Genomic DNA, 17,502 nt, shown 5'->3' on the forward strand with positions numbered 1-17,502 from the left:
TTAGTTAATACCGCAGAGATAGCGGCTGTTAAAGTTGTTTTACCGTGATCAACGTGTCCGATAGTACCAACGTTTACATGTGGTTTATTACGTTCAAATTTTTCTTTAGCCATTTTTCAATTACCTTAAAGTTTATTTTGCTATAAAAAATAAAAGCAACAGTCAAAACGACCGCGCTTGTTGTAAATCTTGCTTATTGTAAATTATAGAAATCTAACGAGTTTCCATAATTTTTTGTGCTACCAATTTTGGTGCTTCATTATATTGCTGAAACTCCATAGAGTAAGATGCACGACCTTGGGTAGCACTACGCAAGTCGGTAGCATAACCGAACATTTCGGATAAGGGTACCAATGCATTTACAATTTTAGAACCTGCTGGACCTTCGTCCATACCGTCGATAATGCCGCGTCGACGATTTAAGTCACCTACAACATCCCCCATATTGGCTTCAGGTGTAGATACTTCCACTTTCATCATTGGTTCTAATATTACAGGATTTGCTTGTAGCGCACCATTTTTAAAACCAATAGAGGCAGCAACTTTAAATGCCATCTCATTTGAGTCAACATCATGGAAAGAACCATCAAAAAGCGTAACTTTAATGTCTAATAATGGGAAACCAGCTAAAACACCACTTTCCATTTGCTCTTTACAGCCTTTCTCTACTGCAGGAATATATTCTTTAGGTACTGAACCGCCAACCGTTTCGTTAACAAATTCAAACCCTGCGCCTTCTTCTAAAGGCTCCATTTTAAGCCAAACATGACCATATTGACCCTTACCACCTGACTGTCGAACGAACTTGCCTTCAACTTCCACACTTTTGCGAATAGTTTCACGGTACGATACTTGTGGATTACCCACATTACATTCCACGCCAAATTCACGTTTCATTCGTTCAACCAGAATATCTAAATGTAACTCCCCCATTCCTGAAATAATGGTTTGTCCCGTTTCATCATCTGTGTGTACTCTGAACGACGGATCTTCTGCAGCAAGTTTTCCTAAAGCAATGCCCATTTTTTCTTGAGCTGCTAGCGTTCTTGGTTCTACAGCGACTGAAATTACTGGCTCAGGAAATTCCATACGTTCAAGGGTTATTACGTGATTAGCATCACAAAGGGTATCTCCCGTTGTAACATCTTTTAAGCCAATTGCAGCCGCTATATCACCAGCACGTACTTCTTTAATTTCTTGTCTGTCGTTAGCATGCATTTGTACGATACGGCCAAAACGTTCTTTTTTGCCTTTAATTGGGTTATAAACACTATCACCCGTTTTAACAACACCAGAATAAACACGGAAGAAAGTAAGTGTGCCTACAAAGGGATCTGTTGCTATTTTAAAGGCCAATGCTGCAAAGGGTTCGTTATCATCTGCTGGTCGTGACCCTTCAGTTTCATCTTTATCGTCATTAATGCCAGTTATAGCAGCAACTTCTGTTGGTGATGGTAAATACTCAATGACAGCATCAAGTACCGCTTGCACGCCTTTATTCTTAAACGCACTACCACAACTACATAAGATTAACTCATTAGCCAATGTTCTTATGCGTAATCCTGCTTTGATTTCAGCTTCCGTTAACTCACCTTCTTCAAGGTATTTATCCATTAACTCTTCACTGGCTTCAGCTGCTTCTGACACTAGATGTTCACGCCATTCTTCAGCTAAATCAAGCATATCAGCTGGAATATCTTCATAAGTGAATGTCATTCCTTGATCTGCTTCAGACCAATTAATCGCTTTCATTTTAACTAAATCAACAACACCACGAAAATCTTCTTCTGCACCAATAGCTAAGTGTATTGGTACTGCATTAGCCCCTAGTCTAGTTTTCAACTGCTCTACAACTGACAGAAAACTCGCACCTGAACGATCCATTTTATTAACAAAAACCATTCTTGGAACTTCATATTTTTCCATTTGACGCCAAACAGTTTCTGTTTGTGGTTGCACACCAGAAGAAGCACATAGGACTAGCACTGCGCCATCAAGTACTCTTAATGAACGTTCAACTTCGATGGTAAAATCGACATGTCCTGGAGTGTCTATAATATTAATTCGATGATCTTCAAATTGACCTTCCATTCCTTTCCAAAAACAAGTTGTTGCGGCTGAGGTAATAGTAATACCTCTTTCCTGTTCTTGCTCCATCCAGTCCATGGTGGCAGCACCATCATGGACTTCACCTATTTTATGAGAAAGACCAGTGTAAAAAAGTACGCGTTCAGTTGTAGTTGTTTTACCTGCATCTACATGCGCACAAATACCGATATTGCGATAGCGCTCAATAGGGGTGATACGGGCCAATTTAAATTCCTCTTATGCTTTCTAGTTTAACGATAGAGTTAAACTAACCGGCTAAATAATTAAATAAATAAAGCACTCAAATATTAATTGCTTTATTTATTAAACTTAGTAAAAACACCAATGTTAAAAACAAGTATGGCTAGCAAGATAAACTCTTGCTAGCCATGTACTGACTTTAAGATAAACTCCTAAAGTTAGCATTACATTCAAACATTACCTAAGGGTTACCAGCGGTAGTGAGCGAATGCTTTGTTAGCTTCAGCCATACGGTGAACGTCTTCACGTTTCTTAACCGCTGAACCTTTGCTGTCAGACGCATCTAACATTTCGTTAGCTAGGCGCTGAGCCATTGATTTTTCACCACGTTTACGAGCTGCTTCAACTAACCAACGCATGGCTAGAGCATTACGACGCACTGGGCGTACTTCAACTGGTACTTGATAAGTAGAACCACCTACACGACGAGATTTAACTTCGACTTGTGGACGGATGTTATCTAAAGCAATTTCAAAAAGCTCTAAGTGAGTCTTTTCAGAATTTTTTTCAGTCAAAATATCTAATGCACCGTATACAATTTTTTCTGCAGTAGATTTTTTACCATCAACCATAAGAATGTTGATGAATTTTGCTAAAAGTTCGTTATGGAACTTAGGATCTGGCAATATTTTACGTTGCCCTACGACGCGTCTTCTTGGCATCTTAATTCTCCGTAGTATTCAGGAATAATCCAAAATATATAAATTTAAAAAATTTTCATTTGGCCTTACTTAACGTTTTTGTCTTTTACCGATCTAAATGGTAAAGGATGGAAACTTAAGATTTAGGTCGTTTAGCACCGTATTTAGAACGGCCTTGTCTTCTATCGCTTACACCAGAACAATCTAGTGCGCCACGAACGGTGTGATAACGCACACCTGGTAAATCTTTAACACGACCACCACGGATTAAAATCACGCTATGTTCTTGTAAATTATGTCCTTCACCACCAATGTAAGAAGTTACTTCGTAGCCGTTAGTTAAACGAACACGAGCAACTTTACGAAGTGCTGAGTTAGGTTTTTTAGGTGTAGTTGTATATACACGAGTACATACGCCACGACGTTGTGGGCAGGCTTGTAACGCTGGAACATTACTTTTTGATACCTGTCTAACACGTGGTTTACGTACTAGTTGGTTAATAGTTGCCATTATAGCTCCTGTTCAGTTAAAACATTGGGGGATTTTTATTGACTAAGTTTGCCATATCACCCACTTATAAACGTGAAAAATCTTACCTTACAACATTGTACCTACTGAGCACGGAATATAAGGTCGCGAAATTCTATAGGCCAAAGAGCTTACTGTCAAGTAATAACTGGCTTATCGACTAACTTAAACAAAAAAACCGTACTCTTTTCAGGTACGGTTTTTTTATAAAGTTAACTTGATGAATAGCTTTTAAGTTAAAGCTAACTCATCAACTTATTCTGAGCCTAAGTCTGCGCTTAATGCATCAGCTAATGCTTGTTCTGCTTCATCTGCCGATACAGTGGTATCTTCATGAGCATCGAAAGCTGCTTTCGCTTTAGCACGTTCTTGATGGTAGGCATAACCTGTACCAGCAGGAATCAAACGTCCAACGATAACGTTTTCTTTCAAGCCACGTAAGCCATCTTTCTTACCTGCAACAGCAGCTTCTGTAAGCACACGTGTTGTTTCTTGGAAAGATGCAGCCGAAATGAATGATTCGGTAGCTAAAGAAGCTTTAGTGATCCCCATCATTTGCATTTCATATTCAGCTGGCACTTTACCTTGTGCTTCAAGATCACGGTTAGCAATGTTAACGCGAGCAACTTCCACTTGCTCACCTTTTAAGAAATTACTGTCACCAGCATCAAGAATCTCACATTTACGGATCATTTGACGTACGATAACTTCAATATGCTTGTCGTTAATCTTTACACCTTGTAAACGATAAACTTCTTGTACTTCATTCACAATGTAATTCGCAACTGGTGCAACACCACGTAAACGTAAAATATCATGTGGAGACTCAGGGCCATCGGCAATAACTTCACCTTTAGCCACTTGTTCACCTTCAAACACATTTAATTGACGTGTTTTCGGGATCATCTCTTCATATACTTCGCCGCTAGGTTGAGTAATAAGTAGACGTACTTTGCCTTTTGTTTCTTTACCGAAACCGATAACACCTGTTTTCTCAGCAAGAATTGCTGGTAATTTAGGCTTACGCGCTTCAAATAAATCAGCAACACGAGGTAAACCACCCGTAATATCGCGAGTTTTTGAACTTGCTTGTGGTATACGCGCTAACGCATCACCAATACTTACTTCGGCACCATCTTCAAGGTTTACAATTGCATTACCTGGTAAGTAATAAAGCGCAGGAATTTCAGTACCCGCAATCATTACATCTTTACCTTTAGCATCAACTAGCTTTAATGCTGGGCGCATTTCTTTACCACTTGCGCTACGTTGAGCCGCTTCAGTAATAACAATGCTTGATAAACCTGTTAGCTCATCTGTTTGACGAACCATGGTTACACCATCGATCAAATCAACAAATTGTACTTTACCTTTTACTTCTGTAATGATCGGATGCGTATGTGGATCCCAGTTGGCGATTGTATCGCCAGCAGTTACGGTTTCACCGTCACTCTTAGAAAGTACAGCACCGTAAGGTACTTTGTAGTTTTCAGTAACACGACCCATATCATCAATAACCGTTAATTCAGATGAACGCGAGGTTATAACAATATGTTTGTCTGAGTTTGTAACAAATTTAGCATTCTGTAATTTCAGTATACCTGTGTTATTCACTTGTACACTATTTTCAGCTGACGCACGAGATGCTGCACCACCGATGTGGAACGTACGCATGGTAAGCTGAGTACCTGGTTCACCAATTGACTGTGCTGCCACAACACCAATTGCCTCACCTTGGTTAATCATATGACCACGAGCCAAATCACGACCATAACAGTTTGCACAAATACCAAAATCAGTTTCACAAGTAATAATTGAACGTACTTTGATGTGATCAACTGAATTTTCTTCAATAACATCACAAAGCGCTTCGTCAATTAAGGTATTACGTGGAAGCAGAACTTCTTCAGTACCTGGAATAAAGACATCTTCACAAACAACACGACCTAATACACGTTCGCGTAGTGGCTCAACAACATCACCACCTTCAATCAATGGTGTCATTAATAAGCCATCAGTTGTACCACAGTCATGCTCTGTTACAACCAAATCTTGTGCAACATCAACTAAACGACGAGTTAAGTAACCTGAGTTAGCCGTTTTCAATGCTGTATCAGCCAAACCTTTACGCGCACCATGTGTTGAGATAAAGTATTCAGATACGTTCAAACCTTCACGGAAGTTCGCCTTGATAGGCGTTTCGATGATTGAACCGTCTGGTTTAGCCATCAAACCACGCATACCAGCTAACTGGCGAATCTGCGCAGCACTACCACGAGCACCCGAATCAGCCATCATAAAGATTGAGTTGAAAGAATCTTGTTCTTCCATTTCACCGTCACGATTTAAGATTTGTTCTTTAGACAAGTTATCCATCATCGCTTTCGACACTTTTTCGTTCGCTGACGACCAAATATCGATAACTTTGTTGTATTTCTCACCGGCAGTTACAAGGCCTTGATCAAACTGTGCTTGAATCTCAGCAACTTCCGCTTCTGAGTCTTCAATAATGGTATATTTCGCTTCAGGAATAACCATATCATCGATACCAACAGAAGCACCTGCAATCATTGCATAATGAAAACCAGTGTACATAATATGATCAGCGAAGATAACCGTATCTTTTAAGCCTAGTGTACGGTAAGCATGGTTAATCAATTTTGAAATTGCTTTTTTGGCCAATGGCTGATCGATTACATCATACGGCAAACCTTTTGGACATACTTGCCATAAAATAGCACGACCTACTGTTGTATTTCGTAAGCTAGTTTTTGCTTCATATTCGCCATTAGTATTTTTTACGTATTCTGTGATGCGAATTTTAACACGGGCATGAAGCTCGGCAACACCAGTACGGTATGCTTTTTCAGCTTCTTTGGTGTCTACAAACACCATGCCTTCACCTAAGCCATTGACACGATCACGTGTTAGGTAATAGAGACCTAATACAACATCTTGTGATGGAACGATAATTGGCTCACCGTTTGCTGGTGCCAGCACGTTATTTGTTGACATCATCAACGTACGTGCTTCCATTTGCGCTTCGATTGTTAATGGCACATGTACAGCCATTTGGTCACCATCGAAATCGGCATTATATGCCGCACAAACTAATGGATGAAGGTGAATTGCTTTACCTTCAATCAACACGGGTTCAAACGCTTGAATACCTAATCTATGCAAGGTTGGTGCACGGTTAAGCATAACTGGATGTTCACGGATAACTTCATCAAGTACATCCCAAACTTCCGCGCCTTCACGTTCTACTAATTTTTTAGCTGCCTTTATCGTAGTGGCTAAACCACGACGCTCTAACACACCGTAAATAAATGGTTTAAATAATTCTAATGCCATTTTCTTGGGTAAACCACATTGATGAAGTTTCAATGTTGGACCCACGGTAATTACAGAACGACCAGAGTAATCTACACGCTTACCTAGTAAGTTTTGACGGAAACGACCTTGCTTACCTTTAATCATATCGGCAAGTGATTTTAAAGGACGTTTGTTAGACCCCGTAATAGCGCGACCACGACGACCGTTATCTAAAAGCGCATCAACAGACTCTTGTAACATCCGTTTTTCGTTACGTACAATAATGTCTGGGGCAACGAGATCTAAAAGACGTTTTAAACGGTTGTTACGGTTGATTACACGACGGTATAGATCATTCAAATCAGAGGTCGCAAAGCGGCCACCATCTAATGGAACTAATGGACGTAAATCTGGCGGTAAAATAGGAAGAACATTCATAATCATCCACTCAGGCTTGTTGCCTGAAGCAGCAAATGCTTCCATTAATTTTAAACGCTTAGTGATTTTTTTACGTTTTGTTTCACTACCGATTTCAGGTAGTTCTTCACGCATTTGCGCTACTTCACCATCTAAATCAATTTGTTGTAGTAAAGCTAAAACAGCTTCGGCTCCCATAAGGGCGTCAAATTCATCACCGTGTTCTTCTAAGGCATCAAGATATTCTTCTTCCGTTAGAATTTGGCTTTTCTCTAATGTTGTCATACCAGGTTCAGTGACAACATAAGATTCAAAATAAAGTACGCGTTCAATATCACGTAATGTCATATCAAGTAATAAACCAATACGTGACGGTAATGATTTTAAAAACCAGATATGAGCAACAGGGCTAGCTAATTCGATATGACCCATACGTTCACGACGAACTTTAGTTAACGTAACTTCCACACCACATTTTTCACAAATGACACCACGATGCTTTAAGCGTTTGTATTTTCCACAAAGACATTCATAATCTTTTACTGGACCAAAAATACGCGCACAAAATAAGCCATCTCGCTCAGGTTTGAACGTACGGTAGTTGATGGTTTCAGGTTTTTTAACCTCACCAAATGACCATGAACGTACCAAATCTGGCGAGGCTAGACCGATGCGAATACCATCGAAATCTTCTGTTTGATTTTGTTGCTTAAGAAACTTAAGTAAATCTTTCACACTCTTCTCCTGTCGGAGTTAAATCTATAGAAGAAGGTAATATTTTACCTTCTCCGCTTACTGCATCACTGATTTTCAAATTATCAGTGTTCAGCGACTCATTGCTTAGAACCTAGTCTTGGTCTAATTCAATGTTAATACCTAGAGAACGAATTTCTTTAAGTAATACATTGAATGACTCAGGAATACCTGGATCCATACGGTGATCACCGTCTACTAAGTTTTTATACATTTTAGTACGACCGGCAACATCATCAGATTTAACCGTCAGCATTTCTTGTAGCGTATAAGCCGCGCCGTACGCTTCTAAGGCCCATACTTCCATCTCACCGAAACGTTGACCACCGAATTGTGCTTTACCACCAAGAGGTTGCTGTGTAACTAAGCTATAAGAACCAGTAGAACGTGCATGCATTTTATCATCAACTAAATGGTTTAATTTCAGCATATACATGTAACCAACCGTTACAGGACGTTCAAACTCGCGACCAGTACGACCATCAGTTAAAGTAAACTGACCGCTTTCTGGCATATCTGCGAGTTTAAATAATTCTTTAATCTCTTTTTCTGCAGCGCCATCAAATGCTGGTGTTGCAATAGGTAAACCGGCACGTAAGTTTCCAGCCAAGCGCAATACTTCCTCATCAGAGAAACTCGCAACATCAACTTCTTGACGAGATTCACCTACATTGTAAACTTCTTGAATAAAGTTACGCAGTTTATGAATTTCTTGCTGGGCTTCTAACATGCGGTTAATTTTTTCACCGATACCACGTGCAGCCATACCTAAGTGAGTTTCTAAGATCTGACCGATGTTCATACGTGATGGTACACCTAGTGGATTTAAAACAACATCCACTGGCACACCATGCTCGTCGTACGGCATATCTTCAACAGGTACTACATTTGAAATAACACCTTTATTACCATGACGACCAGCCATTTTATCACCTGGCTGTATGCGACGCTTAACAGCTAAATAAACTTTAACTATTTTTAACACGCCTGGTTGTAAGTCATCACCTTGCGTAATTTTACGACGTTTAATTTCATACTTCTTATCGAAGTCTTCTTTAATATTATCGTATTGCTCAGCTATTTGTTCTAGTTCTGCTTGCTGGTCTTCATTTGATAAGTTTTGTGATAACCACTTATCACGAGACATTGACGTTAGGTCAGACTCGTTTAAACCAGCAGAAAGTAATAACTTCTTGGTACGTGCATAAATGCCATCTTCCAAAATACTTAATTCATCACCAAGATCTTTCTTAACTTCTTTAAGCTGCATTTCTTCAATTTCAATCGCACGAGCATCTTTTTCAACACCGTCACGAGTGAATATTTGTACGTCTATGATTGTACCTTTGACAGAGTTTGGTACACGCAAAGAACTGTCTTTTACATCAGCTGCTTTCTCACCAAAAATTGCACGTAAAAGTTTTTCTTCTGGTGTTAATTGTGTTTCACCTTTAGGAGTAACTTTACCCACTAAAATGTCACCACCGTTCACTTCAGCACCAATATAGACAACACCCGCTTCATCTAATTTAGATAAAGCTGATTCACCAACATTAGGAATATCAGCAGTAATCTCTTCACTACCTAGCTTAGTATCACGAGCGATACATGTTAGCTCTTGTATATGAATGGTAGTAAATCTATCCTCAATAGCAACACGTTCAGATAACAACATTGAATCTTCAAAGTTGTAACCATTCCACGGCATAAAGGCGATACGCATATTTTGACCAAGTGCTAATTCACCCATATCCGTTGAAGGACCATCGGCTAATACATCACCACGAACCACTGGTTCACCCATACGGCATACTGGACGTTGGTTAATACATGTGTTTTGGTTAGAACGGGTATATTTAGTTAAGTTGTAAATATCAATACCTGCTTCACCAGCACGCATTTCATTTTCATTTACTTTTACTACAATGCGTGAGGCATCAACATAACTCACAACACCACCACGTTTAGCAACAGCTGTTACACCTGAATCAACAGCAACTACTTTTTCCATACCAGTACCTACAAGAGGCTTATCGACGATAAGGGTTGGTACTGCTTGACGTTGCATGTTCGAGCCCATTAAGGCACGGTTAGCATCATCGTGTTCAAGGAAAGGAATAAGTGACGCCGCAACAGAAATAATTTGTTGAGGTGAAACATCCATATATTGAACTTCAGCAGGAGCCTTTAATGTAAATTCATTTTTATGGCGACAGTTAACTAAGTCTTCAATCAACATATCAGATGCATCACGTTCAGCATTTGCTTGAGCAATTACAAAATTACCCTCTTCAATTGCTGACAAGTAGTCAATTTCTTCTGTAACTAGGCCATCAACGACCTTACGATATGGTGTTTCTAAGAACCCAAAATCGTTAGTGCGTGCGTAACATGAAAGCGAGTTGATCAAACCAATGTTTGGCCCCTCAGGCGTTTCAATTGGACAAACACGACCGTAATGCGTTGGATGCACATCTCGCACCTCAAAACCAGCACGTTCGCGCGTTAAACCACCCGGCCCTAAAGCAGAAATACGACGCTTATGGGTAACTTCTGATAACGGGTTGTTTTGATCCATAAACTGTGATAATTGTGAAGAACCAAAGAATTCTTTCACTGCCGCAGAAATTGGCTTAGCGTTAATCAAATCTTGCGGCATAATCGCATCTAAATCACCTAGACTTAAACGTTCACGAACAGCACGTTCAACACGAACAAGACCAACACGGAACTGGTTTTCAGCCATTTCGCCAACAGAACGAATACGACGGTTACCTAAATGGTCAATATCATCAACTTCGCCTTTGCCATCACGAATGTCAATTAAGGTTTTCATCACTGAGATAATATCATCTTGTGATAAGATACCTGAACCAATATCATCAGCATTACCTACTCGACGATTAAACTTCATACGACCTACAGTCGATAAGTCATAACGTTCTGAAGCAAAGAATAAATTACTGAATAAGGTTTCAGCTGCATCTTTTGTCGGTGGCTCACCAGGGCGCATCATACGATAAATTTCAACCAACGCTTCTAGGCGATTAGTTGAGCTATCAACACGTAATGTATCAGACATATATGAACCAACATCAAATTCATTCATATATAGGGTAGAGATAGATTTATGTCCTGCTTGACTCAACTGCGCTAGTAACTCTAAGGTTAATTCAGCATTCGCTTCAGCAATAACTTCACCTGTTGATTTATCAATATAGGCTTTCGATAGCACTTTACCAACAATATATTCAGCTGGTACTTCTAACGAATCAACTTTAGCTTTATTTAGTGCATTAATATGACGAGCCGTTATACGACGACCAGACTCTACTAATATTTCACCTTTCTCGATCGAAATATCAAAAGTAGCTGTTTCTCCACGAAGACGATCTGGGATAAGATCCATAACCAACTTATCGCCTTTTATAGCAAAATTAGTTGTATCGTAGAAAATATCTAAGATTTCTTCTGTAGAATATTCTAATGCACGTAATATAATTGACGCTGGTAATTTACGGCGTCTGTCTATACGTACAAATAAGTTATCTTTTGGATCAAATTCAAAATCTAACCATGAACCGCGGTAAGGAATCACGCGTGCGTTATATAACACTTTACCCGATGAATGCGTTTTACCTTTATCGTGATCAAAGAAAACACCTGGTGAACGGTGTAATTGTGAGACGATAACACGCTCAGTACCATTAATTACAAAAGTACCGTTATCTGTCATCAACGGGATTTCACCCATGTACACTTCTTGCTCTTTGATATCTTTTACAGTACCTGCCGGGGCTTCTTTATCGTATACCACCAAGCGCAATTTAACGCGTAGCGGTGCAGAATAAGTTACACCACGTATTTGACATTCTTTAACATCAAATAACGGTTCGCCTAAACGATAGCTTACATATTGTAATTCTGAGCTACCTGAATAAGCTTTTATTGGGAAAATAGAACGGAAAGCAGCCTCTAGACCGGTTTCACCTGTGGTATCAATATCAATAAACTTGCGGAAAGAATCGAGTTGAATGGACAACAAGAATGGATATTCCATTACTTGTGCACTTTTACCAAAGTCCTTTCTAATTCGCTTTTTCTCAAAGTATGAGTAAGCCATGGGGTTCCTCAGCTTGCTGGTTATGGCCAAATCTGTCTAGTAAGTATCCTTACATAGACAGGTTATTTAGGTAATGTTTACGTCTAAACATTACTAGATAATTATAAAAATCACCTAACACTTTTACAATAAAACACACTGCCCTGTTTTTGTTTAAAACAGTCTTTGTTTTATAACAGTAAAAAGCGCAAAAAGGCCGGTGACGTTAAAATCACCAGCCATGCCTTTTCAGGCAAACAATCTGTTTAGTAACAGACTATTTGATCTCAACAGAAGCACCAGCTTCTTCAAGAGTTTTCTTAAGCTCTTCAGCTTCAGCTTTTTCTACGCCTTCTTTGATTGCTTTAGGAGCAGCTTCAACTAACTCTTTAGCTTCTTTAAGGCCTAAACCTGTAGCGCCACGAACAGCTTTAATTACTGCAACTTTCTTATCACCAAAGCTAGTTAGAACAACATCAAATTCAGTTTGTTCTTCAGCAGAAGCACCAGCATCACCGCCAGCAACAGCAACAGCAGCAGCAGCAGATACGCCAAACTTCTCTTCCATAGCTTCGATTAATGCAACTACATCCATTACTGACATTTCAGCAATAGCGTTTAGGATATCGTCTTTAGAAATAGACATTATAAAATTTCCTGTTTTTAAGAAACAGTCTTTGCTTCATTTTGAAGTCATAAGCACTGTTTGAATAACTATTAAATACAATAAGCTTGGCTGTTATTAAAGTTAATACTAGCCAAAATAGATTTCTTACAATAAGAAAAACTATTAAGCAGCTTCTTGTTCTTTCTGATCGCGAACTGCAGCAATCGTACGGCATAATTTGCCGGCAGATGGTTCTTTCATAGCGCTCATTAAACGGGCAATTGCTTCGTCGTAAGTTGGTAGCTTAGCTAACATATTTACGTCGACAAGATTACCTTCAAATGCTGCCGCTTTTAATTCAAATTTTTCGTTAGTTTTAGCGAAATCTGTGAATAAGCGTGCCGCAGCACCTGGGTGTTCGTTTGAAAATGCAATTAGTGTAGGGCCTACAAATGTATCATTAACACATTCAAAATCCGTACCTGCTACTGCACGACGTGCTAATGTGTTACGGACAACTTTCATCCATACGCCATTTTCACGTGCTTGCTTACGCAATACAGTAATTGCCTCAACTGTTACACCACGGGCATCCGCGATAACAGCTGATTGAGCGCCAGCGGCAGCTTCTTGAACTTCAGCAACAATTGCTTTTTTGTCATCAAGATTGATAGCCATTGGCTTTAACTCCTGGTTCAAACCGGAAAAATTACCGGTATTTACAATCCCTAACAGTTAGTAATCTAATTGTTAGGCCATTACGGCGAGGACCAGAATTTAAGGAAAAAATATCTGGGTAATCACCATCTACGTAGGAGATTAAGTAAAACGACAAGGTATAAATTTAGTAATACCTATTTATCCACATCATTTTACACCTACGGTCTTGGACGGGGGTTTGTTCCTATTCTATCAAAGACAGAATTAGATAGACAAACTCCTACCAAAATTTAAGGGGCGAAATTATAGGTTATAATTTCGCCTTTGTAAAGTTCAAATAAATGAAATTTACTTTTCTACAATTAAGCTACAGTCAAGCTAGCTTGGTTAACGGCAACACCAGCACCCATAGTAGTAGAAAGTGAAATCTTTTTAATGTATTGACCTTTAGCATTTGCTGGTTTTGCTTTTTTAAGCGCTTCTAGCAAAAATTCTAAGTTTTCTTGCAATTGAGTTGATTCGAAATCAGCCTTACCAATCGTAGTATGGATGATACCGTTCTTATCATTGCGGTAACGTACTTGACCAGACTTAGCATTCTTAACTGCACCAGCTACGTCAGGAGTTACAGTGCCAACTTTAGGGTTAGGCATTAAACCACGTGGGCCTAATATTTGGCCTAATTGGCCAACTACACGCATTGCGTCAGGAGAAGCGATTACAACATCAAAGTTCATCTCGCCTTTCTTAACTAATTCAGCTAGGTCTTCCATACCAACAACATCAGCACCAGCTTCTTTTGCTTTTTCTGCGTTTGCGCCTTGTGTAAATACAGCAACACGTACATCACGACCAGTACCATTAGGTAGTACAGCAGCACCACGAACGTTTTGATCAGATTTACGAGCATCGATACCAAGATTCACAGCAACATCAACACTTTCGCGGAATTTCGCTGTAGCAAATTCTTTTAATAAAGAAACTGCTTCGTTAATATCATATTCTTTTGTTACGTCTACTTTTTCACGGATAAGACGAGCGCGTTTTGTTAATTTAGCCATTGATTAGTCCTCTACCACTAAACCCATTGAACGAGCACTGCCCGCAATGGTACGCACTGCAGCTTCCATAGAACCAGCAGTTAAATCAGATTCTTTTGTCTTAACAATTTCTTCAAGTTGAGCTGTAGTTACAGTTCCAACTTTTTCTGTGTTAGGACGACCAGAGCCACTTTTTACACCAGCAGCTTTTAAAAGTAAATAAGCAGCAGGTGGGGTTTTTGTTTCAAAAGTAAATGAACGGTCACTATAAACAGTAATTACAACTGGAACCGGAGCACCTTTTTCTAAAGAATCTGTTTTTGCGTTAAACGCTTTACAAAATTCCATGATGTTCACACCATGTTGACCTAATGCAGGACCAACTGGTGGCGACGGGTTAGCTGCACCAGCAGCTACTTGTAGCTTGATTAAAGCTTGGACTTTTTTAGCCATTTTAAAATACCTTCATTATGGGTAAGTAACGCTAATCACTGCTACTAACAGTTTTCGCTTCCCTGTTTACTAAATGTTTTATTTGTATTAAACAATAAAAACTTAATTTAGACCGCGCTAAAAAAACGCGGCAGCGGATTATATACCATTCACTAACGCGGTTTCAAGTGATTATTCTATTGTTTATAAAAAGATATAAAAAAACCAAAGATAGCTCTTTGGTTTATTAATTAAAGAAAAATTACTTTAATTTAACTTCCTTTTTCAACTTGACCGAACTCAAGATCAACAGGTGTTGAGCGACCAAAAATAAGTACGGAAACTTTTATACGGTTTTTCTCATAATCAAGTTCTTCAACAACACCATTGAAATCAGCAAATGGACCATCAATAACACGAATAACTTCACCTGGTTCAAATAAGGTTTTAGGTTTAGGTTTATCTGTATCAACAAGGCGTTGAAGGATTCGATCTGCTTCTTTTTGTGTAATAGGTGCAGGACGGTCACTCGTTCCACCAATAAAACCTAAAACTCTTGGTACACTTTTCACTAAGTGCCAAGATTGCTCATCCATTTCCATTTGTACTAATACATAGCCAGGAAAGAATTTGCGAGAGCTTTTACGCTTTTGCCCTGCACGCATTTCAACAACTTCTTCAGTAGGTACTAATACTTCACCAAATTTTTCTTGTAACCCTTGAATTTCGATATGCTCAAGCAAGGTTTTTTGAACTCGACCTTCATAGCCAGAAAATGCTTGTACCACATACCATCTCAATTTTGGATTCTTCGCAGCAGCTTCTGTAATTTCTGGCTGTACTACTTCATTTTCATCGCTATCAGCAGAATCTTCAATAAAATCTTCAGACATTATAATACCTTCATTCCTGTAATTAAGCCGACTATCCAGAAAAGAACTGAATCTAATCCCCAAAGCAGTAATGACATTAACAATGTAACTACCAATACTATACCTGTCGTTTGAATAGCTTCTTGGCGGGTTGGCCAAACCACTTTACGCACTTCGGTTCGTGATTCTTTAGCAAATGCAACAGCCGTACGCCCTTTTAATGTTTGCATAGCAATTAAGCCAGCAATACCAACAGCAAGCACTACACCAACCGCACGTAATAGCACTGATTCTTGGCCATAATAATAATTTCCACCAATAGCAGCTATTAATAATAAGACAATAACGCCCCACTTTAAGCCGTCTAGAGAACTGCTTGGTTGTTCTTCTGTACTTGCATTCATATTTCAATCCGTAATTATCGTCAAATTTGAAACCATCTGGAAACACAATTCCGAGACTTTTTAACAAAATGGCAGGGGTGGAGAGACTCGAACTCCCAACCATCGGTTTTGGAGACCGCTGTTCTACCAATTGGAACTACACCCCTACAATGCATAAAGCAATATCTTCGCTAAAGCAATAGTTACACTTATCGGGTGAATCTTAGTTTTATTGGGAATTAAGAGATACTCGAGAAGTGAGGCGCTATTATACTCAGCCGAGCATATTTCTCAAGAAGTATTTTTGTTGCATTACTTCCGCAAATTTTCTAATTGGCAATTTGGTTGAATTTATTCCTTTTCTGCTCGATATAAGCCAAGGTTCGTACATATTTCAATTTTTGATGAGTTATACTAGTCAGACATTTCACTATCAGTTTAAAGGATCATCTATGATTTTTAAAAATCCGCTTACAATTGCTATTGCCATTTCTCTTACGCTTTCCGGCTGTGCTAACAATACTGAACAAGGCGCAGCTATAGGCGCTGTTGCTGGTGCCATACTCGGCAAATCGACCGGTAACCACGACAAGAAACGTTTAGTCTGGGGAGCTGCGATTGGCGCTATTGCTGGCGCAGGTATTGGGCAATATATGGACAAGCAAGAGCAGGCTTTCAGAGATGAGCTCGCTGGTTCTGGTATAGACGTCGTTCGCGAAGGCGATAATATACGTCTTATCATGCCATCAAACATTACTTTTGCAACAAACCAGTCCTATGTTTCTACGGGCTTTCATACAACCTTAAATGACATTGCTAAGGTGCTAACAAAATTTGATAAAACTTTACTCAGCATTGAAGGGCATACCGACAGCAGCGGTAGCAATACCTTCAATCAGAACTTATCTACACAAAGAGCACAAAGCGTAAAGGATTATTTGGTGAACAAAAATATACTTGCCGAACGTCTAAAAGTTACGGGGCACGGCGAAAACCAACCACTTGTTTCGAATGACACAGAAAAAAACAGGGCATTAAATCGTCGTGTAGAAATTCAAATTATCCCCAATAAAGCTTAATATTCCCAAGATTCTCTTATTGAATTAAGCACTGGAAGTATGAACAAATTCAGGCTTCCAGTAAGTATTAGACCAGATACCGCACCACCCCAAATAACTTTAAGTGCTTTAAAACAAAAAAGGCCGCATAAGCGACCTTTTGAATTAACGTATCTAATAGATAGTATTGATAGATTAATTTAATGCTAGATGATGGGTTAGCAAAGCGGAAGCACGGAGTTGACGCTAGTCAATAACTACTTCCAATGCCACCAACATAAATTCTAGCGCAAATTAGTTATCAATTAAGCGATAATTGATGATACTACACCAGCACCTACGGT

13 protein-coding genes and 1 tRNA gene are annotated in these 17,502 nt (G+C 39.2%); 1 reads left to right on the forward strand and 13 read right to left on the reverse strand.

Annotated features, from left to right (window positions below; all coding sequences use genetic code 11):
* From ACE1OF_RS18775 to ACE1OF_RS18835, 13 genes are all read right to left on the reverse strand, one after another.
* The coding region (locus ACE1OF_RS18775; protein WP_448896392.1) for a GTP-binding protein at positions 1-113 on the reverse strand (113 nt) is incomplete at its 3' end.
* Between the two features lie 100 nt (positions 114-213).
* The gene (gene fusA / locus ACE1OF_RS18780; protein WP_448896376.1) at positions 214-2,313 is read right to left on the reverse strand and encodes an elongation factor G; all 2,100 of its coding nucleotides are present in this window, start codon (positions 2,311-2,313) and stop codon (positions 214-216) included.
* A 224-nt stretch (positions 2,314-2,537) separates the two neighbouring features.
* Complete coding sequence (gene rpsG, locus ACE1OF_RS18785; RefSeq protein WP_448896377.1) at positions 2,538-3,011, reverse strand: 30S ribosomal protein S7; 474 nt, start codon at positions 3,009-3,011, stop codon at positions 2,538-2,540.
* A gap of 115 nt (positions 3,012-3,126) precedes the next feature.
* A complete protein-coding gene (gene rpsL / locus ACE1OF_RS18790; protein ID WP_448896379.1) occupies positions 3,127-3,501 on the reverse strand; it encodes a 30S ribosomal protein S12 in 375 nt (124 codons plus the stop codon).
* A gap of 273 nt (positions 3,502-3,774) precedes the next feature.
* Positions 3,775-7,986: a DNA-directed RNA polymerase subunit beta' gene (gene rpoC, locus ACE1OF_RS18795; RefSeq protein ID WP_448896380.1), complete on the reverse strand. Its 4,212-nt coding sequence runs from the start codon at positions 7,984-7,986 to the stop codon at positions 3,775-3,777.
* A gap of 112 nt (positions 7,987-8,098) precedes the next feature.
* Positions 8,099-12,127: a DNA-directed RNA polymerase subunit beta gene (gene rpoB, locus ACE1OF_RS18800; protein ID WP_448896381.1), complete on the reverse strand. Its 4,029-nt coding sequence runs from the start codon at positions 12,125-12,127 to the stop codon at positions 8,099-8,101.
* Positions 12,128-12,383: 256 nt separating this feature from the next.
* On the reverse strand, positions 12,384-12,752 hold the full coding sequence (gene rplL / locus ACE1OF_RS18805; protein WP_448896382.1) for a 50S ribosomal protein L7/L12: 369 nt from the start codon (positions 12,750-12,752) through the stop codon (positions 12,384-12,386).
* 144 nt (positions 12,753-12,896) lie between these two features.
* Positions 12,897-13,391: a 50S ribosomal protein L10 gene (gene rplJ, locus ACE1OF_RS18810; RefSeq protein ID WP_448896384.1), complete on the reverse strand. Its 495-nt coding sequence runs from the start codon at positions 13,389-13,391 to the stop codon at positions 12,897-12,899.
* 344 nt (positions 13,392-13,735) lie between these two features.
* Positions 13,736-14,434 (reverse strand): 50S ribosomal protein L1, encoded by a 699-nt coding sequence (gene rplA / locus ACE1OF_RS18815; protein WP_448896385.1) that lies wholly within the window; start codon positions 14,432-14,434, stop codon positions 13,736-13,738.
* Between the two features lie 3 nt (positions 14,435-14,437).
* Complete coding sequence (rplK, locus tag ACE1OF_RS18820; protein ID WP_448896386.1) at positions 14,438-14,866, reverse strand: 50S ribosomal protein L11; 429 nt, start codon at positions 14,864-14,866, stop codon at positions 14,438-14,440.
* 251 nt (positions 14,867-15,117) lie between these two features.
* A complete protein-coding gene (nusG, locus tag ACE1OF_RS18825; RefSeq protein WP_448896388.1) occupies positions 15,118-15,738 on the reverse strand; it encodes a transcription termination/antitermination protein NusG in 621 nt (206 codons plus the stop codon).
* Positions 15,738-16,121: a preprotein translocase subunit SecE gene (gene secE, locus ACE1OF_RS18830; protein WP_448896389.1), complete on the reverse strand. Its 384-nt coding sequence runs from the start codon at positions 16,119-16,121 to the stop codon at positions 15,738-15,740. The genes nusG and secE overlap by 1 nt, the downstream gene beginning before the upstream one ends.
* 69 nt (positions 16,122-16,190) lie before the next feature.
* Positions 16,191-16,267, reverse strand: a tRNA-Trp gene (locus ACE1OF_RS18835).
* 285 nt (positions 16,268-16,552) lie between these two features.
* Here ACE1OF_RS18835 and ACE1OF_RS18840 point away from each other — a divergent pair.
* Positions 16,553-17,179 carry an OmpA family protein gene (locus ACE1OF_RS18840; protein WP_448896391.1) on the forward strand — a complete coding sequence of 209 codons (627 nt, stop codon included), beginning with the start codon at positions 16,553-16,555 and terminating at the stop codon, positions 17,177-17,179.
* Positions 17,180-17,502: the final 323 nt, after the last annotated feature.

It is taken from the genome of Colwellia sp. E150_009 (assembly GCF_053543955.1).

Coding starts and splice junctions, on each gene's coding strand:
- rpsG (WP_448896377.1), bottom strand. CDS start 3,011: ATGCCAAGAAGACGCGTCGTAGGGCAACGTAAAATATTGCCAGATCCT.
- rpsL (WP_448896379.1), bottom strand. CDS start 3,501: ATGGCAACTATTAACCAACTAGTACGTAAACCACGTGTTAGACAGGTA.
- rpoB (WP_448896381.1), bottom strand. CDS start 12,127: ATGGCTTACTCATACTTTGAGAAAAAGCGAATTAGAAAGGACTTTGGT.
- rplL (WP_448896382.1), bottom strand. CDS start 12,752: ATGTCTATTTCTAAAGACGATATCCTAAACGCTATTGCTGAAATGTCA.
- rplJ (WP_448896384.1), bottom strand. CDS start 13,391: ATGGCTATCAATCTTGATGACAAAAAAGCAATTGTTGCTGAAGTTCAA.
- rplA (WP_448896385.1), bottom strand. CDS start 14,434: ATGGCTAAATTAACAAAACGCGCTCGTCTTATCCGTGAAAAAGTAGAC.
- rplK (WP_448896386.1), bottom strand. CDS start 14,866: ATGGCTAAAAAAGTCCAAGCTTTAATCAAGCTACAAGTAGCTGCTGGT.
- nusG (WP_448896388.1), bottom strand. CDS start 15,738: ATGTCTGAAGATTTTATTGAAGATTCTGCTGATAGCGATGAAAATGAA.
- secE (WP_448896389.1), bottom strand. CDS start 16,121: ATGAATGCAAGTACAGAAGAACAACCAAGCAGTTCTCTAGACGGCTTA.
- ACE1OF_RS18840 (WP_448896391.1), top strand. CDS start 16,553: ATGATTTTTAAAAATCCGCTTACAATTGCTATTGCCATTTCTCTTACG.